26 protein-coding genes and 1 pseudogene are annotated in these 24202 nt (G+C 71.7%); 16 read left to right on the top strand and 11 right to left on the bottom strand.

All coding sequences use genetic code 11. The features are described 5' to 3' along the window. Nucleotides 1-8: 8 nt before the first annotated feature. A complete protein-coding gene (locus ACIA8R_RS20020) occupies nucleotides 9-1253 on the bottom strand; it encodes an FAD-dependent monooxygenase (RefSeq protein ID WP_397039659.1) in 1245 nt (414 codons plus the stop codon). 169 nt (nucleotides 1254-1422) lie between these two features. Between ACIA8R_RS20020 and ACIA8R_RS20015 the strand changes: the two genes are divergently transcribed. Next, complete coding sequence (locus ACIA8R_RS20015) at nucleotides 1423-2379, top strand: GntR family transcriptional regulator (RefSeq protein ID WP_397039657.1); 957 nt, start codon at nucleotides 1423-1425, stop codon at nucleotides 2377-2379. A gap of 512 nt (nucleotides 2380-2891) precedes the next feature. Here the strand turns inward: ACIA8R_RS20015 and ACIA8R_RS20010 are convergent. Beyond that, entirely contained in the window at nucleotides 2892-3461 is a 570-nt protein-coding gene (locus tag ACIA8R_RS20010; protein WP_364103623.1) for a helix-turn-helix domain-containing protein, read from the bottom strand. A gap of 436 nt (nucleotides 3462-3897) precedes the next feature. Between ACIA8R_RS20010 and ACIA8R_RS20005 the strand changes: the two genes are divergently transcribed. Together ACIA8R_RS20005 and ACIA8R_RS20000 are read left to right on the top strand one after the other, a co-directional pair. Then, nucleotides 3898-5169 carry a cytochrome P450 gene (locus ACIA8R_RS20005; protein WP_397039656.1) on the top strand — a complete coding sequence of 424 codons (1272 nt, stop codon included), beginning with the start codon at nucleotides 3898-3900 and terminating at the stop codon, nucleotides 5167-5169. Nucleotides 5170-5237: 68 nt separating this feature from the next. Next, nucleotides 5238-6035, top strand: coding sequence for an NAD(P)H-binding protein (locus ACIA8R_RS20000; protein ID WP_397039654.1), 798 nt, complete (start codon nucleotides 5238-5240; stop codon nucleotides 6033-6035). 20 nt (nucleotides 6036-6055) lie between these two features. Here ACIA8R_RS20000 and ACIA8R_RS19995 read toward each other — a convergent pair whose 3' ends face one another. Beyond that, nucleotides 6056-6832 carry a MerR family transcriptional regulator gene (locus ACIA8R_RS19995; protein ID WP_397039653.1) on the bottom strand — a complete coding sequence of 259 codons (777 nt, stop codon included), beginning with the start codon at nucleotides 6830-6832 and terminating at the stop codon, nucleotides 6056-6058. Nucleotides 6833-7078: 246 nt separating this feature from the next. On the opposite strand from ACIA8R_RS19995, the gene ACIA8R_RS19990 reads away from it, so the two are divergent. Then, complete coding sequence (locus tag ACIA8R_RS19990) at nucleotides 7079-8311, top strand: serine hydrolase domain-containing protein (RefSeq protein WP_364088056.1); 1233 nt, start codon at nucleotides 7079-7081, stop codon at nucleotides 8309-8311. A gap of 233 nt (nucleotides 8312-8544) precedes the next feature. Here the strand turns inward: ACIA8R_RS19990 and ACIA8R_RS19985 are convergent, their stop codons facing one another. The 4 genes from ACIA8R_RS19985 to ACIA8R_RS19970 form a co-directional block, all read right to left on the bottom strand. Then, nucleotides 8545-9849: an MFS transporter gene (locus ACIA8R_RS19985; RefSeq protein ID WP_397039651.1), complete on the bottom strand. Its 1305-nt coding sequence runs from the start codon at nucleotides 9847-9849 to the stop codon at nucleotides 8545-8547. A 220-nt stretch (nucleotides 9850-10069) separates the two neighbouring features. Further along, nucleotides 10070-11311, bottom strand: coding sequence for an RNA polymerase sigma factor (locus tag ACIA8R_RS19980; RefSeq protein ID WP_397039649.1), 1242 nt, complete (start codon nucleotides 11309-11311; stop codon nucleotides 10070-10072). Between the two features lie 67 nt (nucleotides 11312-11378). Next, the gene (locus tag ACIA8R_RS19975; RefSeq protein WP_125629542.1) at nucleotides 11379-11750 is read right to left on the bottom strand and encodes a YciI family protein; all 372 of its coding nucleotides are present in this window, start codon (nucleotides 11748-11750) and stop codon (nucleotides 11379-11381) included. A gap of 41 nt (nucleotides 11751-11791) precedes the next feature. After that, nucleotides 11792-12421: a DUF998 domain-containing protein gene (locus tag ACIA8R_RS19970; protein WP_364088047.1), complete on the bottom strand. Its 630-nt coding sequence runs from the start codon at nucleotides 12419-12421 to the stop codon at nucleotides 11792-11794. A gap of 158 nt (nucleotides 12422-12579) precedes the next feature. On the opposite strand from ACIA8R_RS19970, the gene ACIA8R_RS19965 reads away from it, so the two are divergent. Continuing rightward, nucleotides 12580-13014: a hypothetical protein gene (locus ACIA8R_RS19965; protein WP_397039648.1), complete on the top strand. Its 435-nt coding sequence runs from the start codon at nucleotides 12580-12582 to the stop codon at nucleotides 13012-13014. A 215-nt stretch (nucleotides 13015-13229) separates the two neighbouring features. Here ACIA8R_RS19965 and ACIA8R_RS19960 read toward each other — a convergent pair whose 3' ends face one another. Further along, a complete protein-coding gene (locus ACIA8R_RS19960; protein WP_397039646.1) occupies nucleotides 13230-13760 on the bottom strand; it encodes an NUDIX domain-containing protein in 531 nt (176 codons plus the stop codon). 64 nt (nucleotides 13761-13824) lie between these two features. Here ACIA8R_RS19960 and ACIA8R_RS19955 point away from each other — a divergent pair, with 64 nt between their 5' ends. The 4 genes and pseudogenes from ACIA8R_RS19955 to ACIA8R_RS19940 all read left to right on the top strand — a co-directional run. After that, complete coding sequence (locus tag ACIA8R_RS19955) at nucleotides 13825-14121, top strand: hypothetical protein (RefSeq protein WP_364088042.1); 297 nt, start codon at nucleotides 13825-13827, stop codon at nucleotides 14119-14121. 294 nt (nucleotides 14122-14415) lie between these two features. Continuing rightward, nucleotides 14416-15471 (top strand): LuxR C-terminal-related transcriptional regulator, encoded by a 1056-nt coding sequence (locus ACIA8R_RS19950; protein WP_397039645.1) that lies wholly within the window; start codon nucleotides 14416-14418, stop codon nucleotides 15469-15471. 118 nt (nucleotides 15472-15589) lie between these two features. Then, on the top strand, nucleotides 15590-16213 hold the full coding sequence (locus tag ACIA8R_RS19945; RefSeq protein WP_357709461.1) for a TetR/AcrR family transcriptional regulator: 624 nt from the start codon (nucleotides 15590-15592) through the stop codon (nucleotides 16211-16213). After that, nucleotides 16210-16332 (top strand): annotated as a pseudogene (locus ACIA8R_RS19940) (ferredoxin); the annotation flags it as partial. The gene ACIA8R_RS19945 and the pseudogene ACIA8R_RS19940, both read left to right, overlap by 4 nt. Here the strand turns inward: ACIA8R_RS19940 and ACIA8R_RS19935 are convergent. Further along, a complete protein-coding gene (locus tag ACIA8R_RS19935) occupies nucleotides 16299-17201 on the bottom strand; it encodes an alpha/beta hydrolase (RefSeq protein ID WP_357709458.1) in 903 nt (300 codons plus the stop codon). The pseudogene ACIA8R_RS19940 and the gene ACIA8R_RS19935 overlap by 34 nt on opposite strands. A 158-nt stretch (nucleotides 17202-17359) precedes the next feature. Here ACIA8R_RS19935 and ACIA8R_RS19930 point away from each other — a divergent pair, with 158 nt between their 5' ends. The 3 genes from ACIA8R_RS19930 (at nucleotide 17360) to ACIA8R_RS19920 (ending at nucleotide 18991) form a co-directional block, all read left to right on the top strand. After that, entirely contained in the window at nucleotides 17360-18334 is a 975-nt protein-coding gene (locus ACIA8R_RS19930) for a prephenate dehydrogenase/arogenate dehydrogenase family protein (protein ID WP_397039643.1), read from the top strand. A gap of 97 nt (nucleotides 18335-18431) precedes the next feature. Beyond that, on the top strand, nucleotides 18432-18674 hold the full coding sequence (locus ACIA8R_RS19925; protein WP_397039641.1) for a phosphopantetheine-binding protein: 243 nt from the start codon (nucleotides 18432-18434) through the stop codon (nucleotides 18672-18674). 53 nt (nucleotides 18675-18727) lie between these two features. Next, complete coding sequence (locus ACIA8R_RS19920) at nucleotides 18728-18991, top strand: phosphopantetheine-binding protein (RefSeq protein ID WP_364088033.1); 264 nt, start codon at nucleotides 18728-18730, stop codon at nucleotides 18989-18991. A 75-nt stretch (nucleotides 18992-19066) separates the two neighbouring features. Here the strand turns inward: ACIA8R_RS19920 and ACIA8R_RS19915 are convergent, their stop codons facing one another. Then, entirely contained in the window at nucleotides 19067-19894 is an 828-nt protein-coding gene (locus ACIA8R_RS19915) for an S-methyl-5'-thioadenosine phosphorylase (RefSeq protein ID WP_397039639.1), read from the bottom strand. 403 nt (nucleotides 19895-20297) lie between these two features. Between ACIA8R_RS19915 and metK the strand changes: the two genes are divergently transcribed. The 4 genes from metK to ACIA8R_RS19895 all read left to right on the top strand — a co-directional run bounded on the left by metK (nucleotide 20298) and on the right by ACIA8R_RS19895 (nucleotide 23527). Then, on the top strand, nucleotides 20298-21485 hold the full coding sequence (gene metK / locus ACIA8R_RS19910) for a methionine adenosyltransferase (protein WP_397039638.1): 1188 nt from the start codon (nucleotides 20298-20300) through the stop codon (nucleotides 21483-21485). 153 nt (nucleotides 21486-21638) lie between these two features. Next, nucleotides 21639-22286, top strand: a complete 648-nt coding sequence (locus tag ACIA8R_RS19905; RefSeq protein ID WP_357709441.1) for an isochorismatase family protein — start codon at nucleotides 21639-21641, stop codon at nucleotides 22284-22286. 144 nt (nucleotides 22287-22430) lie between these two features. Continuing rightward, nucleotides 22431-22988, top strand: a complete 558-nt coding sequence (locus ACIA8R_RS19900; RefSeq protein WP_397039636.1) for a hypothetical protein — start codon at nucleotides 22431-22433, stop codon at nucleotides 22986-22988. Nucleotides 22989-23032: 44 nt separating this feature from the next. Then, nucleotides 23033-23527, top strand: a complete 495-nt coding sequence (locus ACIA8R_RS19895) for a hypothetical protein (protein WP_397039634.1) — start codon at nucleotides 23033-23035, stop codon at nucleotides 23525-23527. Here the strand turns inward: ACIA8R_RS19895 and ACIA8R_RS19890 are convergent. Then, nucleotides 23471-24196, bottom strand: a complete 726-nt coding sequence (locus tag ACIA8R_RS19890) for an alpha/beta hydrolase (protein ID WP_357709432.1) — start codon at nucleotides 24194-24196, stop codon at nucleotides 23471-23473. The genes ACIA8R_RS19895 and ACIA8R_RS19890 overlap by 57 nt on opposite strands. Between the last annotated feature and the right edge of the window lie 6 nt (nucleotides 24197-24202).

Here is a 24202-nt window from a genome sequence, read left to right as displayed (position 1 = left end):
GCTCTCCTTCAGTGCTTGCTGGACCGGTGGGGTGCCGGATCGGCGTAGTCGTCGAGCACGACGGTGTCGGCCACCGACTCCAGACCTCGGCTGACCAGGCGTTTGGGCAGGTAGCGCACGAGTCGTACGGACTGGTTCCGCAGCCACATCTGTGCCCGCGTGTCCGGCATCAGGCCACCGTCGCCGGCGGTCCGGGCGAAGTGCTGGGCCCGGTCGACGAACTCGCGCATGCCCCTCTCGTACGCGGCATAGGCCACCCGCTGGTCGCCCCCGGCCTTGAACAGTTCACCGGCGAGCACGTAGGCGCCGACCAGGGCGAGGCTGGTGCCGATCCCGGACATGGGAGAGGCGCAGAAGGCGGAGTCCCCCACCAGCACGGTCCGGCGGGTCGACCAGGTGCGGACCTGCACCTGCTCGACCCGGTCGAAGTAGAAGTCGGACGCGTCCCAGATCTGCGGCAGGAAGGCGGGGACCTCCCATCCCGCGTGCTCGAAGGTGCGCGCGACGACTTGCTTCTGCGCGGCGACGTCTCGCCGGTCGAACTCGAGCCCGGGGACACGGAAGAAGAACCCCGCGAGGGCCCTGCCCGGCTCGGTCAGCGGACGCAGGCCCGCTGTTCTGCCGGCACGGCCGTCACCACCGGGCATGGTGTACATGAGTTGCCAGCCGTCCAGATCCACCTCGGACGTGACGGAGAAGAGCGCGATGAAGGAGCCGAGATCGCGGACGTAACGGTCGTCGGGGCCGAACGTCAGCCGGCGCACGCTGGAACGGACGCCGTCCGCGCCGACGAGCAGGTCGAACCGCCTGGAGGCCCCCTTCTCGAATGCCACGGTGATGCCGTCCTCGTCCTGCAGCACGTCGGTGATCGCGTCGTCGAAGACGTACTCGACGTCGTCGCGGATCGTGTCGTGGAGGATCCGGGCCAGGTCGGTGCGCAGGAGCGCCCACTCGGCGACCGGCCCGCCGGACGGCCCGAACACGTCGGTGCCCAGGCTCGCCACCCGCTTGCCGCTTTCGTCGATGAAGGCCATGCCGCGGGCTCCGATGCGAGCGTGGCGGATCTGCGGAACGAGGCCCATGCGTTCGATCACCTGCCGCGCGGTGCCCCGGATGTCGATGGCGTGACCGCCCGTGCGAGGCGCCGGCGCGCGCTCCACCACCGTCGGCCGGAATCCGTACCGGCGCAGCCAGTACGCCAGAGCCGCGCCGGCGATGCCGCCCCCTGACACGAGGATGTCCCTGTTCTTCATTCGTCCTTCCCCCACGTTCGTGACTACGGCGTATCTTCGCGTTATGCGTACACCGTATGGGTACGGCGAGGGCGTGGAAACACGTTTGCGAGCAGAAGTGAACTAGTGCAAGCGACAAAGTGAACTAGTACGCTAGGCCTGTCATGTCCCCGTCGGACCGGAGGATCACGTGCCATCGACGCAGCGCCCGGAGCCGCCCTACCGGGCGATCGTCGCGGAGATCCGCTCCTGGATCGACGGCGGCGATCTCCGCCCCGGCGACCGAGTGCCGTCCATCCGGGCCATCGCGCAGCGGTGGGGCGTCGCGATCGCCACCGCGACCAAGGTGACGGCCGCTCTGCGCGAGGAGGGCCTCGTCGAGACGAAGGGCGGTTCGGGCACAGTGGTCAGCCCCCAGGCCGGCCGGCGGACCGCTCGCCCGCAGCACCGCGACGCCACGGCCGCGCGACAGGCCGAATCGGCCGACCAGGAGATGCTCCGGACGCGCATCCTCCGCGCCGCCGTCGACCTCGCCGACACCGAGGGGCTGCACGCGCTGTCGATGCGCCGGCTCGCGGCCAAGCTGGAGCTCGGGCCGATGTCCCTGTACCGGTATGTCACCGGGAAGGAGGAACTGCTGGTCGAGATGGCCGACATCGTGTTCGGCGACCTCGATCTGCCCGAGCGCGGACCGCGGGGGTGGCGCGCCAAGCTCGAACTGGTCGCCCGTCAGCAATGGCGGCTCTGCCGGCGGCACGTGTGGCTGCCCCAGGTCGTCTCGTTCACCCGGCCCGTTCTGGCCCCCAACATGATGGCCCACACCGAGTGGACCCTGCGGGCGCTCGAGGAGCTCCATCTCCCCATGGACATCCGGTTCCAGGAGACACTCACCCTGCACGCGCTCGTCGTCACCGTCGGGCTGTCCAAGGCAGCCGAGGCCGAGGCCGAGCGGAACACGGGCATGACCTTGCAGCGCTGGTCGGAAGCCGAGCGCTCGCGCCGGCAGGAGCTTTTCGCCGACGGAAGATTCCCCCTCCTGGCGACGATCTCGGGCGATGCGGCGCCCGATCTGGACGTCTTGTTCGAGTACGCCCTGGCCCGCCATCTGGACGGATTCGCGGTCCTGGTCGGCGACCAGGGCTCCTAGGCACGAGCCCATCTGTGAACGTGTTCAGCCGCCGAGGCGATCGGCGGCGCAAGGTCGGCATGCGCGCTGCCATCCGATCGATCCAGGAGGCGAACTTCTCGGACACCGGGCGTGCCTGGAAGCAGCGAAGATGACAGTGAGACCCGCTCCCGACCTGGGCACTGTCGCTTCGATGGACGTCGACGCATCGCCGCTCACGTCATCGAAGTTGACAGTATCCGGCCGAAGATCGCTCACCTCGGCCTGCACAGGGAGCATACGACGGTCGTTGTCTCGGGCTGGTCATGCCGGAGCACCGCGGCGTCAGCGGGTCGGCTGGCGACCTCGGCACCCTGGGGCCGGTTCGAGGTGATCAGCGAGGCGGCGGAGAGTGACCGCGAACCGCCCGCGGAGGCGTAGAAGAACACGCCGGCGCGAGCACGGCGGGATCATCTCCGGTGTGCGGCCTCGGCTCGCCGCTCAGCCAAGTCCGCGCGGACGAGTTCTTCCTGCAAGTGATGCACGAAAGGCCCTCAGGGTTCTTCGGGGAATGCGTGGTAGAAGATGAAGATCGGGCGGGTATCCGGCGGAGGCTCACTCGACTCGACGCGCGCCTGGGTCAGTTCGCGCCACGGCTTCAACACGGCATTGAGCTGGTCGGCGAGCTGCGTGAGCTCATCCTTGGTGAGCCGTAAGTGGCGGCTGCTTCCGAAGGACGCGTGGCGCCAGTCCTCGGGAAGCGTCATATGAGTGCGTTCGAAGTCACGCAGCCGCTCGAACTGGTCGATCACCCACTGTGAAGTCCACGCCTGCAGCGCGGCTCTGGCCTCCGGGGCTTCGAAGTCCCTCACCAAGGCCCACCCGCTCAATGCTGCCCGCACCCAGCGTTCCCGGCTGTCCCGGGCGAGCTCCGGCACGTCCTCGATCAACCCATGTGGCTGCATCTGCCGCAGGTGATAGCTCACCTGGCCGGGGTCGGCCTCCATCCGCCTGGCGAGCTCGCTCACCGTGACCGGGCCGATCCGGAACAGGAGGCTGAAGAGCTTCATCCGGAACCGGCTGGTCATGACCTTGAGCACGTCCATGTCGTCGATCTGCCGCATGGCCACGACGGTAAGTCCAGCAGCTGAAGATGCTCAAGACATCTACTGGATCTTGAAACCGTGGTGGTGGCGGTGCGGAGCTGAAGATCAACTGTCAGTCCCGTACTCGCTGCAGGGATGCCCGGACGGCTGCGCTGGTTGCCAGGGCCGCATGCCTTCGCCGGCCAGGAGCAGCGCCGCCTCGGGCAGATCGAGGTCTTCGGCGGTTTCGGCTGAGTGCAGGTGGTGGGGGCGCGTGTCATATTGAGGTCTCGCTATCAGGTCAACTGTCAGGAACCGCGCCGAACTCTCAGGTTGGAGGACGCCAGACACAAGCGGTGGTGTCCTTGGGGGTGTCTTGACGTATCAAATGAATGCTTTTTTAATTCGATTGAGGGCGTGATTCGCCTCAGATCGACTCCGACCGGTTCATCGACGTCAGGGATGGAGCTGCGAGATGACCGTGGACGACCGTTTCGGCCCGGAGCTGGAAGAGACGCGCAGGGCCCGGCTGCGCGGCACCGTCAGCGAGATCGTCACCGATCCGGTCTCGGACTGGGCCACCGACTTCTCCCACGTCGACCCCCAGTGGGCCGCCGACCCGTACCCGATCCAGGACGACCTGCGGCAACGTTGCCCGATCGCGCACACCGACCGGTTCGGCGGGGTCTGGCTGCCCACCCGCTACGAGGACGTCGCGGCCGTCGCCTACGACACCGAGCGGTTCTCCTCGCGGGCGGTCGTCGTCGGCAACGTCAAGCCGCCCAGGGAGCTCGCGCCGGTGGGCGGGGTGCCGCCGATCTCGTCCGACCCGCCCTTCCACCACGACGCCCGCAAGCTGCTGCTGCCCGCCTTCACCAAGACGGCGGTCGCCAGGCGGGAGGAGTCGACGCGGGCGCTGTGCCACGAGCTGATCGACGGCCTGGAGGGGCGCGAGGTCGTGGACGCGGCCCGCGAGTACGCCCAGTACATCCCGATGCGGGTGATCGCCGACATGCTGGGCTTCCCACCCGAGGACGCCGACCGGTTCAGGCGGTTCGTGGAGAACGCCCTGGAGAGCGTGAACGAACCGACCGAAGTGCGGCTGGAACGCTTCGCCGAACTGTCGGCCTATCTCGTGGAGCAGATCCACGACCACCTGGCCGACCCGCGTGACGACCTCACCTCGTACCTGCTCGACGCCGAGCTCAACGGCGCGAAGCTGGACCCCGTCCACGTCGTCGGGACGATCGCCCTGCTGCTGATCGCGGGCATCGACACCACCTGGAGCGCCATCGGCGCCTCCCTGTGGCACCTGGCCAAAACCCCCACAGACCGCGAACGCCTGGTCGCCGAACCCACCCTGCTCCCCACCGCCATGGAAGAGTTCCTGCGCGCCTACGCCCCCGTCACCATGGCCCGGCTCGTCAAACACGACATGCACTGGAACGGCGTCGACATGAAAGCCGACGACTGGATCCTGCTCTCCTTCCCCGCCGCCAACCGCGACCCCGCCCACTTCGACCACCCCACCGACATCCGCATCGACCGCGAGATCAACCGCCACGCCGCCTTCGGACTCGGCATCCACCGCTGCGTCGGCTCCCACCTGGCCCGCATGGAACTCCGCACCGCACTCGACGTCTGGCTCCAACGCATCCCCACCTTCACCCTCGCCGACCCCGACGCCGTCACCTGGGCGCCCGGTCAGGTACGCGGTCCCCGAACCCTGCCGCTGCGCATCGGCTGACTCTAAGTGGACGATGGCCTTCCGGTTAGTGTAGAACTGGGAGCCGGCATTCGTTCAGGGGGTACGTGATGATCGTGGTGACGGGCGCGACGGGCACGATCGGGCGTGCGCTGACGCAGGAGCTGGGCGGCGCGGTGCGGGCCGTGGTGCGGCGCGCGGAACAGGGCGTGGAGCTGGGCTGCGACTACGTGGTCGGCGACCTGGAGAGGCCGGAGAGCATCCCGGTCGAGCCGGGTGACCGGCTCTTCCTCAACAGCGCGCAGTGGCCCGGCTTCGTGCGCGCCCACCGGGCGGTCATCGACCACGCGGCGGCCTCGGGGGCGGCCCAGGTGGTGACGGTCTCCGTGCGCGGCGTCACGCCGGGCAGCCTGCTCGGGTTCGGGCTGCACGGACAGGTCGACGAGCATCTCAAGGCGTCCGGGGTGCCGTGGTCGATCCTGGCGCCTGTCGGCTTCATGCAGAACCTCGCGGGCGACGTCGACGAGGAGGGGCGGATCTTCGGCTCGTACGGCGGCGGCAGGGTGGGGTACATCGACGCGCGTGACATCGCGGCGGTCGCGGCGGCGCTGCTCACCCGTCCTGTCGGGGCGGACGCCGTCCACGAGTTGACCGGGCCGGCGGCGCTCACCCATGACGAGATCGCCGCCGAGCTCACCCGGGCGTTCGGCCGGGACGTGCGGTACGTGGACCTGCCCGTCGAGGAGGCCGCCGCGCACCTGGAGCGGCGCGGCATGCCCGCTCCCGCCGCCCGCGACCTGGCCACCCTGATGTCGCAGCTCGGGGACGGGCGCTGGGCGACCACGACCACGACGGTGGCCGACATCCTGGGCCGCCCGCCGCGTTCGCTGCGCGAGTTCCTGGGATAGAGCCGAGCGGCGCCGTGCCGTCACTGGTGGGGCAGGTCGACGCCGGCCGCGCGCAGTTCCGCTTCGACCAGGGCGTTCAGGCGGGCGATGGACGGCTCCCGGCCTTCTCCGTGGTGGTTGACCAGCCCGTAGCGGGCGGCGGCGTCCGGCTGCCTGCCGAACCCCTCCGGCATGTCGTGCGCCGTCCGTCCGGCCAGCAGCTTGGCGGCCAGGGCAGCGGCCAGGTGCTCGATCCGGGGGTCGTCCGGGTCCCAGGCCCTGGCCTCCAGGCCGCGCTTGGTCAGCTCGACGAGCTCGGGGTCGTCCAGCGAATGTTCGAGCCGGGTCAGGAAGCTGTCGAAGATCGCCGGGATCAGCGCCCTGGCCAGCACCAGGGCCTCCCGCTGGGTGGCCACGTATTCGGCGTCGAAGCCGAGGGCGGCCAGCCGGTCCAGGACCGCGCAGGCCCGGTCGGGCAGCAGGACCCGGTCGCCGTGGGCGAGCCGGTGCAGCGTGTCGCGGCGGGCGACCAGGTCGTCGATGCGTTCGGTCAGCCTGCGACGGACGTCGTCCAGGGCGGCGGCGAAGCGCTCGGGATCGGCGTCGAGCAGGTCGCCGATCTCGGCCAGTGGCACACCGGCCGCGGCGACGGTCCGGACCTGGACCAGCCGGAGCAGGTCGGCCGACCGGTAACGCCGGTAGCCGGAGCCGTCCCGGTCGGGCTCGGGGACCAGGCCGAGCCGGTGGTAGTGCCGCACGGTCTTGACGGTGACGCCGACGAACGCCGCCGCCTGACCGATCGTGAGCCCGTCCGCCATCGGCTCAGCGCTCCTCGGGCGGGACGTACGCATTCACAGAGGTGAGAGTAGCGCGCGTCTGCGGCGATTCATCACCTACGTCTCGTCCGCCAGGTCGCCGGCGGCAGGAGTTGACCTTGACCTTGGGTCAGGGTCCAGGCTCGTCGCACGGCCGTCCCGAAGGCCCCCGATGGCCCCCGATGGCCCGCCATCGCGCCTTCGAGCCGTGCCGGACGACGACCATCACGAGACGAAGGACGACCGATCATGACGACTGGGAACGACACCGGCTTCTCCTCGGCGGGGCTCCGCCGGCTGCGCGAGGTGCTGGCGCGGCACGTCGAGTCCAAGCGCATCCCCGGGCTGGTGGCCCTGGTCAGCCGGGGCGAGGAGACGCACGTGGAGGCGATCGGGACGATGCGGCACGACGGTGGCCCGCCGATGAGCCGGGACACGATCTTCCGGATGGCCTCCGTGTCCAAGCCGGTGACGATGGCGGCGGCGATGGTCCTGCTGGACGAGTGCCGGCTGCGGCTGGACGACCCGGTGGACCCCTGGCTGCCCGAACTGGCCGACCGGCGGGTGCTCAGGCGGCCCGACGGCCCGCTGGACGACACCGTGCCGGCGCGGCGGCCGATCACCGTACGGGACCTGCTGACCTCCACGTTCGGCCTCGGCGTGGACTTCGCGCTGCTGGACGCCCCGATCAGGGCCGCGATCTTCGAGCGCACCGACTACGGCGTGGCGTCCGGGCCGGCGCCCCACCCGGACGAGTGGATGCGCCGGCTCGGCGAGCTGCCGCTGTCGTACCAGCCGGGGGAGCGGTGGCAGTACGACCTCAGCAACGAGGTGGTCGGCGTGCTCGTCTCCAGGGTCGCGGGCCGGTCCCTGGAGGCGTTCCTGCGCGAACGCGTCCTCGATCCGCTGGGCATGAAGGACACCGCCTTCCACGTGCCCGCCGACAAGATCGACCGGCTGCCGCCCCTGTACGGGCCCGACCCGCGGACCGGGGAGTTCCTGGTCTGGGACGAGGCGGCGGGCGGCAGGACCAGCCGGCCCCCGGCCTTCCAGGGCGGTGGCGGCGGGCTGGTCTCCACCGTGGACGACTACCACGCCTACTTCCGGATGCTGCTGAACCACGGCGTGCACGGCGGCGAACGGATCCTGTCCCGGCCCGCCGTCGAGCTCATGACCACCAACCGCCTCACCCCCGGCCAGCAGGCCGCCCGGGACGCCATGTACAGGGACTTCGTCCACCTGTCGTCCGGCCAGGGGCTGCACGGCGGATGGGGCTTCGGGATGGCGGTGCGCACCCACCGCGGCGACCACGCCTCCGTCGGCCAGTTCGGCTGGGACGGCGGAACCGGCACCACCGCCTACGCCGACCCGGCCGAGGGGCTCACCGGCATCCTGCTCACCCAGGTCGGGATGTCCACCTTCGACTCGATCCATCTCATCCACGACTTCTGGACGACGCTCTACCAGGCCATCGACTCCTGAACCGACACCCCGTCCCAGCCGGAGGGCGACGGCTGGGACCGCTTCTGGCCGGTAGTCGTACGTGAAGCTCTGGATGGTGATCGGGTCATGGCCGAGCACCCACACCTGGCTGGTGTCGTCGTACGGCTTGGCCGGCACGACGGGGCCCGAACCGTCCGACACGCCCACCGTACTCGGCCGCGGACAAGGGGCTCGGGCTCCGTCCCAGGGCTGCGACCGTCGTCAAGCCGGCACTAGGCGGGAGCGCGCGGAGCCTTGTCACCGGTTGAAGTGTCGTCTTCGGTCGTGGAGGTTTCTCCGGTGAAGCGGCGCAGCTCCGGGCTGAGCGCGGCCACAGCGGCGGTCAGGGCGAGTAGTCCGCCCAGCACGACGAGCGCCGCCGCGCCGCCCAGTGACGCGGCCAGTGTCCCGCCGAGTACGGGCCCGATGGGCTTGAGCGCCATCGCGCCCATGCTCAGGATCGCGCCCATCCGGCCGAGCATCGCTTCCGGCACCATTCGTGCGACCACGACGTTCATCACGACGTTCAGCGAGGGCGTCGACAGGGTGATGAACACCAGCGGGATCATCGGCCACCACGCCCCCCAGGGCAGTGCCGTGGCCGCCAGCGCGGCGCCGAAGATCGTCACGACGGCCAGCAGGAGTCTGCCGGGCGGCAGGAGCCTGCTGATGCGGCCCGACAGCAGCGCACCGGTGAGTCCGCCGATTCCGAGGCCGGCCAGGACCGTGCCGGTGACGCGCGCGTCACCGCCGCGTTCGCCGACGAGCACGATCAGCGGGATGAGGAACGCTCCGCCCAGCAGGTTGAGGATCATCACCGCCGCGGTGACCTCCCGCAGGCCGTGGCGGCGCCACAGCCAGGCGATGGCCTCGGCCGCCTCCCGGCGCATGCTACGCCGGATCGGCCGTTGCTCCTCGCCGTCGTCTCGGGCAGAGGTCGGCGGCTCGTCCGCCGGGCGGCGCGGCACCTTCGCAAGGGCGTAGAAGAGCGTGGCGGCAAGGAAGGTGATGGTGTCGACGACGAAGGGCACCGCCCGGCCCAGGCCGTACAGCAGGCCGCCGAGCGGAGGGCCGATCAGACCAGCCGCGTGTGTACGAGCCTCCTCCTGTGCATATGCACTGTGCAGTTGGCCCGAGGGGACGATGCCGCGGATCGCCGTCTCTTGGACGGGGCCGACGAACGCGACGCACAGCCCGTCCAGCACAGCCAGTGTGATGAACTGCCAGACCTGAACATGACCGGTGATGACGAGCGCCGTCAGCACTGCGGAGACAACCGCCTGGAGGCCCTGGGCCGTGATGAGCGTGCGGCGGCGGTCCCACCGGTCCACCCAGACGCCGGCCGGCATCTGGACCGCGAGGAAGGCGACAGTACGGGCTCCGGCGACGATGCCCGCCAACCCAGGCGAGCCGGTGAGCGCCAGCACCAGCAGTGGCATGGCGAGCCTGGTGAGCTCCGACCCCAGCTCGGAGACCGCGCTGCCGACCCACAGCAGTTGAAAACGCACGTTCTTCCGCAGCGGGACGATGTCGGTCACGAGGCGTCTTCCTTGGATGAGAGGCGCGGTCACTCGGCCTGAGGCGCCGCTCTCGGAGGTGGGATTGCGCCGGTTCCGGCTGCGGACAGGTCGGGCGGGACCCGGAGAAGATACCTACCGGAGGTGACGCTGTCCACCTCGGCCCTCGGCGGCCGGCTGACGCCACGTTCATGACCAAGTGCAGCCGGGGCTTGCCCGATCTGCGGGAAGGCCGGGCGCCTCAGGCGAGGTGGTCGGCGCGGTCGAGGAGGTATCGCTGCTCGATCTGGTTGCCGGTCAGGGAGGCCGCCTCGCGATACAGCCGGGCCGCGCCGGTCGCGTCGCCGGTCATCGAGAGCAGGTGGGCGCGCACGGCGTGTTCGCGTCGCCGGACCAGCGGGTCCCGGTCGAGCTGGAAGCGGTGGTTGAGATCGTCGAGCAGGGCCAGTCCCCGGGCCGGCCCGTACGCCTTGGTCACGGCCACCACCCGGCTCAGCCGTACCGGCGCGGTGGGGGTGAGCCGTTCGAGCCACAGGTAGAGCGCCGCGATCTGCGGCCAGTCCGTCCGCTCCGGCGACGCGGCCGCGGCGTGGACGGCCGCGATCGCCGCCTGGAGCTGGTAGGGGCCGACCTCGCGGCGGGTCCAGACGCCGTCGATCAGTTGGGTGCCCTCGCCGATGAGGCCGGTGTCCCAGCGCGTCCGGTCCTGCTCGTCCAGGGGCACCAGCTCGTCGTGACCACCGGTGCGCGCGGGACGGCGGGCCTCGGTGAGCAGCATCAGCGCGAGCAGGCCGGTCACCTCCGCGTCGTCGGGCACGGAGGCGTGGAGCATGCGGGTCAGCCGGATGGCCTCGCCGGTCAGGTCGACGCGGGCGAGCCGGTCGCCGGTGGAGGCGGTGTAGCCCTCGTTGAAGATCAGGTAGAGCGCCTGCATGACGGCGGCCATCCTGCCGTCGCGCCTCAGGTCGGCCGGCGGGGTGAAGCGGGCGCCGGCGCGGGCCAGTTGCTGCTTGGCGCGGCTGATCCGGGTGCCCATGGTGTTCTCGGTTGTTCCGTACGCGTGCGCGATCTCGGCGGTGGTCAGGCCGCCCACGGCCCGCAGCGTGAGCGCGACCTGGGAGGTGGCGCTCAGCGTGGGATGGCAGCACAGCAGCAACAGGGCGAGGCTGTCGTCGGTCTCCCGCGCCGGGCCGGGCCGGCGGGCCGGTTCCTGCAGGGCCAGTTCGGCGACGCCGGCCTCCTGCTCGCGCCGGCGCCTGGCCTGGTCGGCGCGGAGCGCGTCGACCATCCGCCGGTAGCCGACGCGGATCAGCCAACTGCGCGGATTGTCCGGTACGCCCTCGGCCGGCCAGGCGCGGCTCGCGGCCAGGAGCGCTTCCTGCACCGCGTCCTCGGCGACGTCGAACCGGCCGAAGCGGCGTACCAGCGCGCCGAGCACCTGGGGCGCCTCGACGCGCAGGAGGTGTTCGATGTCGGCGTTCACGCTGCGTGTGCCCTTCCCGCTGTGGTGACGGCCGTCCGCTCGTGCCCGGCGCCGCCCGGCCCGGGGGTCACCCGGTGAAGTCCTCGCCCATGATCGGCCGGATCTCGATCGGCTCACCCAGCACCTCGACGATCCGGGAGGCGATCTCCACGGCTCGCTCCTGGCTCGCCACGTCGATCACGGCGAAGCTGGCCAGGACCTCCTTCAGCTCGGCGAACGGTCCGTCGGTCGCCACCACGCCGTCGCCGGACCTCCTGACCGTGGTGCTGACCGCCGGATGGCCGAGCCCCTCGCTGCCGACGAACTCGCCGGTGGCGATCAGTTCCTGCTCGAACCTCTGGTAGGCGGCGAACGCCGCCAGGGCTTCCTCGGACGGGGCGTCGGCGGTCGCGGCGTCCCAGGCGGCCGCGGGGGTGTAGCCGAGCAGCAGATACTTCATGGCGGATCCTCTTGTCGAACGTCGGTACAGGGTATGTGAGGTCAGGCGGAGCGGCGCAGGGACAGGGCCAGGACGGTCGTCCAGGTGAAGGCGACCAGGCCGTTGACGGCGATCTGGACGCTCATGTGCTCCGGCGACATGGGCAGCAGCAGGACGAGCGCGGCGGCGCCGTTGCCGGCCGCGGCCGGTACGGCGCGGCGGCGGGCGCAGCGGACGGCCAGCACGATGGCGGCGATGGCCAGCGCCGTGAAGGAGAGGGCGGCCGCGGTCGAGTGCGCCACGCCGTGCCAGGACATCTGCGCCACCGGCCGGTCGGGGGTTCCGGCGGGGAAGCCGTTCTCCGGGTCCATGGTGAACGCGCCGGCCGCGATCATCCCGACCCCGAAGATCCCGACCAGGACGGGCAGCGCCCGGCGGCCGATCCCCTCGGTGAGGGTGCGCCCCACACCGGCGGCCAGCGCCAGGCCGCCCACGCCGGCCAGCACGAACGTGAGGATCTGGATCCAGCCGAGGTTGCCGGTGGAGAGCTGACTGATCGGATGGCGGGTGAGGTCGAAGCCTTCGCGGGTGAGCATCTGGACGACGGCCGAGGTGAAGAAGACCGGCCCGGCCAGGGCGGCGGCGAGCAGCAGGCGGCCGGACGGGCGGGTGGTGGCGGCTGTGGCGGCCATGACTTCCTCCTTGATGGGGTCTTGCCGCTACCTCGTGGCGGGATCCGGCTTCTCGACACCGGCGGCGATGTGATCTGAATCACCACTCGGACGTGTCGAGGCCCGTGGGCGGCCTCCGAGGTACCGGCGAGCACTGACCAAACCTCAAGGAGGATGAGATGTCCGAGATGTCGGAGACCTACGAGCCGAGCGCCGCACTGAAGGCCCTGGACCGCCTGGTCGGCACCTGGGCGATCACCGGCGGCGCCGAGGGAACCGTACGGTACGAGTGGATGCCCGGCGGCTTCTTCCTGCTCCAGCACGTCGACCTCGCCCAGTTCGGCCAGCCCGTCACCGGTCTGGAAGTGATCGGCAATCTGCGCCCGTTCGGCGAGCCGGCCGGGGCGGACGTCGTGTCCCGCTTCTACGACTCGACCGGCAACACGCTTGACTACGTGTACGAGCTGTCCGGCGACACCTTGACCATCTGGGGCGGCGTGAAGGGCGGCCCTGCCTACTACGAAGGCACGGTCAGCGCTGACGGCACCACCGTCACCGGCGCATGGGTCTACCCCGGCGGAGGCGGATACGAATCCACCATGACCCGGCTCTGACGTCGGGGCCGGGCCTGCCGGGCCGGATCACTCGGGTGGGACGGGGCCCGACGCGACACCGCAAACCGGGTTGACCGAACGAGACGGCAGCGGCCGGGCTTGATCGCTCATGTATGCGACAACGGTTTGTCATCACGTACATGAGCGATCACGGCGATCAGAAGAACCCCTCGCAGGGGCGATGCGCGACTCCGGCACGTCGCCCGAGACCATGCCTACCTCCAGGTGTAGGTGGCGTCGGTCATCGGCGTCAGGTACGGATTCGCGGGAGGCGCGGTGGGGTCGGCCAGCGTGCTCACCGCCACGCCGATGAGGGGGAACAGGTTCAGCCGCGCGGCCTGCCGGTGGTCCACCCACTCGATGATCCCCGGCTCGCTGGTGCCGTCCGGGAGTTCGTCGTACTCGACCGTGGCGAGCTTCGCGCGCACCTCCGGGGTGATGTGCAGACGGAAGATCAGGTGGAGCTTGCGCGGGGGCGGGGTCGGGCCGGGCCTGGTGATCATCTGATCTTGGATCCAGCACAGCTGCGGCACGGTCGCATCGCCGGGGTCGAGTCGCAGTTCCTCGGCGAGTTCCCGGCTCAAGGCGTCCACAAGGTCCTCTCCGGGGTGCACGTTGCCGCCGGGTGGCGTGTACAGCGCCCCCGACGGCCGGTCACGGCGGATGAGTGCCAGCTCGCGCCCGCAGAACACCAGGCCGGCGACACGGATCTTGACGTGGGAGAAGGGCAGGTCCGGATACGTCATGGAGCCAGTGTTTCCTGTCGCTGCCCCAACCGCGCCGACCTGGTCAAGGACGCGATCCGGATGGATGGCTGCCGGCGCCGGCCTGCTCCAGCCCGGCGCCGCATTCCATACCGACCGCGGCTCGAACCACACCTCAGATGAGTTCGGCTCCTCCCTGATGGGCCTGGACATGTGCCGCTCGGTGGACGTACCGGGGACTGCTGGGACAACGCTGGCCGAGTCGTTCTTCAGTGCGCTCAAGAACGAGTGGCTGCATCACTTCGTCTTCACCACTTGGGCCAAGGCGCGACGGCGGGTCATCCGCTACGACGCCCGGCCGAGGCGGCCGCCTGCCTGCGTCGCGCGCACGAGCTGGCCGTGATCCAGAACGTACCGCTGGAGGTCCAGCGGATAGCCGCCGTCCTGGAGGCCCAGTGCCTGCCCGTGACCGAGGACCTGGCCGCGCACGCACCCCGGATGTGAGCCCCGGGCGACCCGGCTCCAAACGAGGCGGTACCTCTCCAAAACTACTAAGGAGTATCGTTGGACCACAGCGGTCACCGTCATCCAGCTCCGGGGCCCGATCGCCCCGCACATGTCGAGCACTGCGACCCTTGACCTCACCGGCCACGCTGGCCCCGAAGAGAGCATCTACCATCAGGCATAGTAGTGATCCATGCGCAACCGCGCTGAGCGCCTGCTCGCCCGTGACCCCACAGCCGGCCTCGTCGAAGTCGAAGACAAGAAGGAAGGAGCGGCCGGCGTGCCGTACGAAGACGACGACCAGGTCAGCAAGGCGATCTACGCGCGCATGCTGGAACGCGCCGAGTCGCTCACCGACGCGGCGGCGGCGATGGGGGTCACCACCGCGCAGATCGCCCGCGTCCAGGAGCATCTCACCCGGCTGCGCCTGCTCGACCCGGACGCCGAGGCGCCGGTGGACGCCGCGGCGATGCTCAGGCGGAGTCTTGAGGAGAGCCACCGCCTCCTGGACCGCCTGGTGGAGCAGCACGTCGCGGTCGCCGCGGTCGCCAGGAGCTACCTGAACCTGCCTGGCCGCGCCGAGCGTGACATGGACGTCGACTTCTTCACGCGGGACGAGATGGCGACGCGGCTGGCCCGGCGCATCACGGAACTGAGCGAACAGGCCGGGCACGAGATCCTCAGCATGCATCCGGTCGCCGACTGGACGCCCGCGTCGCTGGCAGAGGGCCTGGAGAGATCGGAGCGCGCGCTCGCCAGAGGGGTGCGGGTGCGCGCGCTGCACGCGCAGAGCTCTTTCTCCCAGCCGGTACTGCGTGGGTTCGTGGATCGGTGGACGCGGCAGGGCCGCGAGGTGCGGGCCGCGCCCGTCGTGCCCACCCGGATGCTCGTCTACGACCGGCACACCGCCGTCGTCCAGGCCGACCCCGCCCACCTGGACGCCGGCGCACTGGTGATCCGCGGCAGGGGAGTGGTGAGGTCCCTGGCAGCGCTGTACGACAACTGCTGGATGACGGCGTCGGAGCCGAAGGACGTCCCCGGCTCCTCGGACGCCGGGGCGCTCACCGAGCAGCAGCGCGCCATCCTGCGTCTGCTGGCCGTCGGCGCCAAGGATTCGGCGATCGCCCGCACGCTGGGGATCTCCACCCGGACGGTCACGCGCGTGGTGGGTGAAGTGAGCGCGCTGCTCGGCGCCACCAGCCGGTTTCAGGCAGGCGTCCGCGCCACCCGGCTGGGCTGGCTCGACTAGCGGAGCCGGATCAGCCGGGCGAGGACACCTGCCGCTTGCTCGTCGGGGGGCCGGCGCGTGGGGGCGAGGGGGCCGGTTGATGGTCACGTTCCGGGTGGGCGGGCTGTTTAATGCTGCCATGGGCCGAATCGCCGGCGTCACCGCCGCCGAGACTCGTCAACGGTTGTTGCGCGCCGCCGCGGAGGCGTTCGCCGAGCGCGGGTACGACGGCACCCGCGTCGCCGACATCGCCGCCGCCGCCGGGGTGAGCAACGGCGCGCTGTACGCGCACTTCGGCTCCAAGGCCGAGCTGCTGGTGGCGGCGCTGCGCGCGCACGGGCGGCGGCGGCTGGCCGACCTGTTCGCCGCCGACCCCGACCGGCCCGTCCCCGATCTGCTCCTGGAGATCGGACGGTGGCTGCCGCAGCGTCGTGACGCCCCCGGCTACCTCATCGTCGAGGCCCTCGTCGCCGCCCGCCGGGACGAGGACGTCGCCAGGCCCATGCGCGACTACGTCGGCGAGAGCGCCGGTTCGATGGCCGCGCTGGCCCGCCTCGCCCAGGACCGGGGGGAGCTGGACCCGGCGCTGTCGCCCGCCGCGCTGGCCCACTTCTGCCTGTTGTTGTCCATGGGCAGCGCCCTGGTCACCTCCGACCTGCACGCCGTTGACGACGACGAGTGGGCGGCCCTGCTCGCCCGCGTCGTCGGCGCGCTCACGACCTCCTCCCGAACCGCCCCCACCCCGAACGGAGCACCGTCATGAACGTGCGCATCGACCCTGGGCGCTGCCAGGGGCACGGTCGCTGCTACGACCTCGCGCCCACCCTGTTCGGCGAGGACGCCGAGGGTTACGGGGAGGTGCTGGGCGACGGCGCCGTACCGCCGGGCGAGGAGCAGGCGGCCCGCCTGGCCGCGGCCAACTGCCCGGAACGCGCGGTCGAACTCTCCTGACCCGCCGCCTCCCGGCCTCCCGGTTCGGCGGGCCCCGGCTCATACGCCGCCGCGGCCTCCACCGCCGCGACGATCAGGGGCCAGGTGCTCGACAGGGGGTCGATCAGGCTGAAATGGCCGGCGTCCGCCGGTTCGACCAGGACGGCCGACGTCTCGCCCGCCGCCATGCGGCGGCTCATCGACACCGGCAGCACGCGGTCCCTGACGCCGTGCACCAGCACCAGCGGTCCCCGGTCGTGGGGCAGCAGGCGCATCGGGTCCACCTCGTCCAGCAGGTCGGCGCGGTCGTGGAGCAGGGCGCGGGCCGCGCCGCCGCCGAGCCCCGCCGTGAACGCCTCGCCCAGGTCGCAGACGGCGGCCAGGCCCACCACGCCGTTGACCGCCGGTTCGGCGTGCCAGCGGGAGCCGGGCGGCAGACGGTGCCGCAGCGCCGACCAGAGCGCGAGGTGACCGCCCGCGGAGTGGCCCACCAGCAGCACCCCGGACGGGCACTCCGCCCGTACGAGGTCCAGCGCGGCGGCCACGTCGTCGAACGTGCCCGGGTGGCCGCCGCCCTCCTGGCCCACCCTGCGGTACTCGGGCAGCCAGACGGTGTGACCGAGCGCGGCCAGGGCGGCGGCCATGGGACGGGTGTGGCTCCTGTCGTACTCGGCCAGCCAGTAGCCGCCGTGCAGCAGAACGAGGGGCGGGCGGCCGGTGCCCTCGTAGACGTCGATCACCTGGTCGGGGTGGCGGTCGCCGTAGCGGAGCACGCGGTCGGGCGGGCGTACCGGCCGGGACAGCAGGTCGTAGTAGGACATGTCGTGATCGTAGGAGCGCGTCCAGGGGCTTGACCTGGGGGTGCGCTGGCAGGAACGTGCCGTGGGGCGGCAGCAAGAAGACGGTCCGCGTACCGCCGCCGGGCGCCTCGCGCCGCGACCATGGGGGAGTGACGTCCCAGGGAAGCGAGGTTCCGGCCATGTCCCCAATCCGCCGTGTCGTGGTGATCGGCTGTGGGTTGATCGGCACGTCCGTGGCGTGCGCGCTGCGGCGGGCGGGCGTGCGGGTCGAGCTGGCCGACCACGACCCGTGGGCGCTGGCGCAGGCCGCGCGGATGGGCGCGGGCACGGCGCTGCGGACCGGTGCGGGCCCGGCCGACGTCGTCGTGATCGCCACGCCGCCCTCGTCGGTGGCCGCCGTCCTGCGTGAGGCGCAGGACCGCGAGCTGGGGACGGTCTACACGGACGTGGCCAGCGCCAAGACGCGGATCCTCGCCGAGGCCGAGCGGAACGGCTGCGACCTGGCCCGCTACGTGCCCGGCCATCCGATGGCCGGGCGGGAGGTGTCCGGGCCCGGAGCGGCGCGGGCGGGCCTGTTCGAGGGCAGGACGTGGGCGCTGTGCCCCCATCCGGCGCTGTCGCCGCGCGCGCTGCGCACGGCGGCGGCGCTGGCGACCGCGTGCGGGGCCGAGGTGACGCTGCTCGCGCCGGACGCCCACGACCGGGCCGTCGCGGCGGTGTCGCACGTGCCGCTGGTCCTGTCGGCCGCGCTCGCCGCCCGCTTCGCGACCGGCGACCTGGACGGGCCCGCCGACCCGATCCCGGGCGGCGACGTGGACGGGCTCGCCGGTGCGGCGATGGGCGGTGACGTGGATGGGCTCGCCGATGCGGCCCCGGGCGGGGACGGGTTGGCGCTGGCCGCCGGGGCGTTGCGGGACGTGACGCGGGTGGCCGGCAGCCCCGCCGGCATGTGGCGGGACATCCTGGCGCACAACGCGGCCCCGGTGGCCGACCTGCTGGACGCGATGGGCCGCGACCTGCACCGCGTCGCCGCCGCCCTGCGCGCCGCCGACGACGGCCCGGTGGCCGACGTGCTGGCCAGAGGGAACGAGGGGCACGCGCGCATCGTCCGCGCGTTGTCGCGGACGCGGGAACCGCAACGGGCCGCGTCCTGACCTCGGACGGCGACGCAGGTGCGCACGTGGGGACAAGCGCCCGCCGCCCCCGCGCCTTATGGTCCCCCCAAGGGAGCCTCAGGGGAGGGTGGGCGACGTGGATCCGGCGGACGTCGACAGGCACGTCACCGACATCTGGAACACGGTGCTCGACGTCGGCGCGGACGAGGCCGACGCCACCTTCGGCGAGCTCGGCGGCACGGCGCTCGCGGCGCTGCGGATGGCCGCCCAGATCCAGGACCGGCTCGACGTGGCCGTCGAACTGGCCGCGCTGCTGCGCGACGGGACGCTGGACGCGCTGCTCGGCCAGGTCAGGGCCAGGGCACTCTCGGAGATGTAGCCGCCCGGGGGCCGTTGCGACAATCACGTGCAGACCTTGAGAAGGGACGGCCCATGACCGGCGAACTCAGCCTCTCCGAGCTCCGGGAGAAGGTCGGCGACATCTGGTACGAGGTGCTCGACGTGCCCGAGGGGCTGGAGGCGGCGACGTTCTCCGACCTCGAAGGGGAGTTCGCGGCCGCGGCGCGGATGGTCGGGCGGATCAAGGAGGAGCTGGGCGTCTCCATCGACGTCGGCGACGTCTTCGACGCGGATCCCAACCTGGAGGCGCTGGTCGAACGCGTCGCCCTGGACGCGCACGTGCCGATGGCGGTGTAGGCGCCGCGATCTCACCCGGGTTCCCGCGGGGCGGCGGGGACCCGGGTTTCCGCATGCTCCGGGATTCCCGGAAGGTCAGGCCGGGAGGGGGCCGAGGTGGTCCGCCTCGGCGGGGAGGGCGGCGTCGTCCAGGGCTCGCGCGCAGTCGCACGTACGGGTGCGCGGCAGCCGGGCCACGGTCGCCACCACCAGCGCCCGCAGCCGGTCCAGGCCCTCGTGGAAGATCGTGAAGAGCTCGTCCCGGCGTGCGCCCGAGCCCACGCCGAGCCCGGCGTCCAGGTCCGTCACCAGCGCGACCGGCACGTAGCACAGGGCCAGCTCGCGGGCGAGCGCCGCCTCCGGGCAGCCGGTCATGTCCACCAGCGACCAGCCCTGCGCGGCGTACCACTGCGACTCGGCCCGGCTGGACAGGCGCGGGCCCTCGATCACCACCATCGTCCCGCCGTCCACGCAGTCCTGGCCGGTCGCCGCCGCGGCGTCGAGCACCGTCTCCCGGCCCACCGGGCAGTACGGGTCCGCGAACGGCACGTGCACCGCCGCGTCGTCGAAGTACGTCTGCGCCCGTCCGGAGGTCCGGTCCACGAGCTGGTCGGGCACCGCCAGCACGCCGGGTCCCAGCTCGGGCCGGAGCGAGCCGACCGCGCACGGCGCGAGGACCTGGCGCACGCCCACCGAGTGCAGCGCCCACAGGTTGGCCCGGTAGTTGATGCGGTGCGGCGGCCGGCGGTGGTCGCGTCCGTGGCGGGGCAGGAAGGCGACCGTGCGGCCGCCTACCCGGGCGAGCGAGAGCGGGGCCGACGGCTCGCCGTACGGGGTGGTGAGCGCGACCTCCCGGACGCCGTCGGCGACCGAGGAGAACCCGCTCCCGCCGATGATCCCGATCTCCGCGCTGATTCCGTTCATGATCAGCCTTTCGTCGCCGGGGCGGCCGGGACCCGGCGTGGGTGATCCGCCCGACAGAAGGGCGATCCGGGCATCAGGAGCATCGTGGCTCCGCCGGAGCGTACGAGGCATCTCCTGAATTGCCCGACCGGCCCCGATGGCGCACAGGGAAAGAACCCGGCACGCCCGGCCGTGGTTATTCTCGGAACGAACATTCGCCGCGCAGGTCATCGGAGAAGAATGCTCGACGCGAATCTTGGATGATCTGTGTCCGGGAAATTCGAGTTTTCCCGCCGCCAAGATGTGGAGCCGTCCCATGCCCAAAGTGATTCGCGTGCCGCGGCCGAAGAAACCGCGTCCGCCCGTGACCGCACTCGACCTGCGCACCCCTTCGGGGCGCCGGCTGCCCTACTAGGAGGCGTCGGTGTCACGTCGTTTGTTCACCTCCGAATCGGTCACCGAAGGCCACCCCGACAAGATCGCCGACAGGATCAGCGACAGCATCCTGGACGCCCTGCTGGCCAAGGACCCCGGCAGCCGCGTCGCGGTCGAGACGCTGATCACCACGGGCATGGTGCACGTCGCGGGCGAGGTCACCACGCAGACGTACGTGGACATCCCCGGCCTGGTCAGGGAGACGATCCTGAAGATCGGCTACGACGCCTCCCAGAAGGGCTTCGACGGGGCCTCCTGCGGCGTGTCGGTGTCGATCGGCACCCAGTCGCCCGACATCGCCCGCGGCGTGGACGACGCCTGCGAGCACCGCGACGAGGACGCCGCCGACGAGCTGGACCGGCAGGGCGCCGGCGACCAGGGCCTGATGTTCGGCTACGCGTGCGAGGAGACGCCCGAGCTGATGCCGCTGCCGATCATGCTGGCCCACCGGCTGGCCCGGCGGCTGGCGGAGGTCCGCAGGGCCGGGACGGTGCCGTACCTGAGGCCGGACGGCAAGACCCAGGTCACCGTCGAGTACGAGGGCGACCGGCCGGTCCGCCTGGACACCGTCGTGCTGTCCACCCAGCACGCCGCCCACGTCGGGCTGACCGACATGCTGGCCCCCGACGTCACGCGCGAGGTCGTCGAGCCGGTGCTGGCCGCGGCGGGGATCGACACGACCGGCTACCGGCTGCTGGTCAACCCCACGGGCCGGTTCGAGGTCGGCGGCCCGATGGGCGACGCGGGCCTGACCGGACGCAAGATCATCATCGACACGTACGGCGGCATGGCCCGGCACGGCGGCGGCGCGTTCTCCGGCAAGGACCCCTCCAAGGTGGACCGGTCGGGCGCCTACGCCATGCGCTGGGTGGCCAAGAACGTGGTCGCCGCCGGGCTGGCCGGGCGGTGCGAGGTCCAGGTGGCGTACGCGATCGGCAAGGCGCGGCCGGTGGGCCTGTTCGTGGAGTGCTTCGGCACCGAGCGGGTGCCCAGGGAGCGGGTGCACGACGCCGTGCGCGAAGTGTTCGACCTGCGGCCGGCCGCGATCATCCGGGACCTGGACCTGCTGCGTCCCGTCTACGCGGAGACCTCCGCCTACGGGCACTTCGGCCGCGACGAGTTCACGTGGGAGCGGGTGAACCGGACGGAGGAACTGCGCGCCGCGGCCGGGCTCTGACCGTGGACCCGGCAGGCGTCCGGGAAAAAGGAAAATGGCTGGAAACGGCGGCGGGAAGTCAGCTTCCTGCCGCCGTTCCGCATTTCCGGGGCCGCCGTATGCGGCACATCATGGAGACAGCCTCAAAAAGCTGAGAGAAATTCGGAGGTCGCCGTGCCGGTCGTTTCAGAAATCGAGCCCTATCCGATGCCGGACGCCGCCGAGCTGCCGCCCGCCGCGGTCACCTGGACGCCCGACCGCCGCCGGGCCGTCCTGCTGCTGGTGGACCTGCAGCACGCCTGCCTCGACCTCTTCCCGTCCGGCGAGGCGCCGCTGACCGACCTGGTGCGCAACGTGACGGCGCTGCGCGAGCTGTGCGCGCGCCTCGGCGTCCCCGTGGCCTACGCGGCCCAGCCGGGACTGCTGACCGGCGAGCAGCAGGGGCTGGCCAAGGACTTCTGGCGGCGCAGCGACCGGCTGGAACCCGCCCGGCGCGGCTTCCCCGAGCCGATGGCGCCGGGGCCGGGCGACTGGATCTTCACCCGGCGGCGCTACAGCGCCTTCCACGAGACGAGCCTGCTGTGGTGGCTGCGCGAGTCGGGACGCGACCAGCTCCTCATCGCCGGGGTCTACGCCCACATCGGCGTCCTGACCACCGCGCTCGACGCCTTCACCCACGACATCCAGCCGTACGTGGTGGCCGACGCCGTCGCCGACCTCACCGCCGCCGACCACCGGCGGACGCTCGGCTACGTCGCGGGCCGCTGCGGCGTCACCCTGACGACCAAGCAACTGCTCGCCGGCCTGCCGCGCAATTTGTGAGTTGTCAGGCGCGGGATCGCAACGGACACTGAACTCGCGATCTCCCGGAGCAGGCACACCCGAAGGGGACCGAAGACCATCCACCGGCGACCTCGCCAGGCCGGGACGACGCGCGACCGACGATCCCGGAAGCCGAGGTTCCGCATGGCCACCCACACGGTGTCGCAGTCCGCCGGCCTGTTGACCGCGCTCAACACCCGGTACCACAAGCCCGCCCTCACCCTCTACCTCGTCGTGGTGCTGGCCCACTGGGCCGAGCACGTCGCCCAGGCCATCCAGGTCTACGTGCTGGGCTGGCCGCTGAAGGAGGCGCGCGGCGTCCTCGGCATGCCCTTCCCCTGGCTGGTCAGCTCCGAGTGGATGCACTACGGCTACGCGCTGCTGATGCTCATCGGCCTGCTCATGCTGCGGTCCGGTTTCACCGGCAGGTCCCGTACGTGGTGGAACATCTCCCTGGGCATCCAGATCTGGCACCACCTGGAGCACCTGCTGCTGCTCCTCCAGGCGCTCACCGGGAACAACCTGATGGGCCGTCCGGTGCCGACGAGCATCATCCAGTTCCTCGTCCCGCGCATGGAGCTGCACCTGTTCTACAACGGGCTGGTCTTCGTGCCCATGGTGGTGGCCATGCTCCTGCACCGCGGCCCCCGCCCGGCCGAGCGGGCGGCCATGCGCTGCTCCTGCGCGGTCTCGCCCGCGTGATGGCGCGCTCCGGGCGCCGCGGGGTCTCCCCAGCCTTCTCGTTCGTGCTCAGCCTGATGGCGGGTTTCCTGCTGTTCCTGACCGTGCCGAACCTCGGCACGGTCGTCCGCGCTGCCCGCGCCGACGGCGCGCCCGGGGTGTTCGTGCCGCGCACGCTGGCCTGCATCACGCATCCGGGGCACGAGTCCTGCGTCTGGACGGGGGACTTCCGCTCTGACGACGGCGCCGTCCGCCGCTCGGACGTCGAGATCTACGGCAGCGACCGCTACACCCACCAGGCCGGGCAGCCGGTCCGCGCGGTGGACATCGGCTCCGGCGGCCGCGTCTACGGGCCGGGCGGGTCGAACGAGTGGGTCTTCAGCGCCCTGCTCCTGGCCGTGGCGCTGGGCCTGCTGTGGTTCCTGCACGCCGGGTCGCTGCGGCGGCTGCTGCCCGGCTCCTCGCGGCCCGGGCTAGCACCGGGTCCCGAGGACGCCGCCCGCTCAGAGGCGGCCGGCGACGGCGTCGGACAGCACAGCGGCGAGCGGGCCGGGCGCTGAGACCATCGGCCAGCAGCCGGTGTCCAGCGTGTGGAAGTCCCAGGACGGTGCCGCGCGCAGCGCGGACACATCGGGGGACAGACTGCCCTGGAAGTGGTCCAGGGCGCACACGACGTAGCTGGCCCGCTGCCGCTCCAGCGGCGTGCTGAGCACGGCCGCCTCGGCCACGGTGCGGCCGGGGTGGCCGACGAAGCGGGCGGCCAGCCAGCGCGCCTGCGCCGCCGTGAGGCCCTGTCCCTCGGCCAGCAACGTGTGGTCGGGGGCGGGCCAGCGGCCCCCGCCGGCCTCGATCAGGCGCAGCTCCTGCTCCCGTTGCCGGTCGGGGAAGGCGTGCAGCATCGAACGGCCGTCGTGCGGCAGGGACGCCTCGACGTACACGGTGTGCGCGACGCGGCCCGGCGCCCGGTCGGCGACCTGGCCGGCCACCAGCCCCGAGTAGCTGTGCCCGACGAGCACGACGTCGCGCAGGCCCTCGTTCTTCAGCAGGGTCAGCACCTCGTCCACGTGCGTCTGCAGGCCGACGCCCGCGACGTCGCCGCGCGGCCCGGACAGGCCGCGCAGGGTGACGGCGCGGGCGTCGTGCCCGAGCAGGCGCAGCCGCCGGACGACGGGCTCCCAGATCCACGCGCCCGACCAGGAGCCCGGCAGGAGGAGGAAGGTCCTTCTCATCTGGAT

It is taken from the genome of Nonomuraea sp. NPDC051191 (assembly GCF_044455665.1).
In the GTDB taxonomy this organism is placed as follows: domain Bacteria; phylum Actinomycetota; class Actinomycetes; order Streptosporangiales; family Streptosporangiaceae; genus Nonomuraea.
This window is presented reverse-complemented; position numbering and strand designations above follow the sequence as displayed.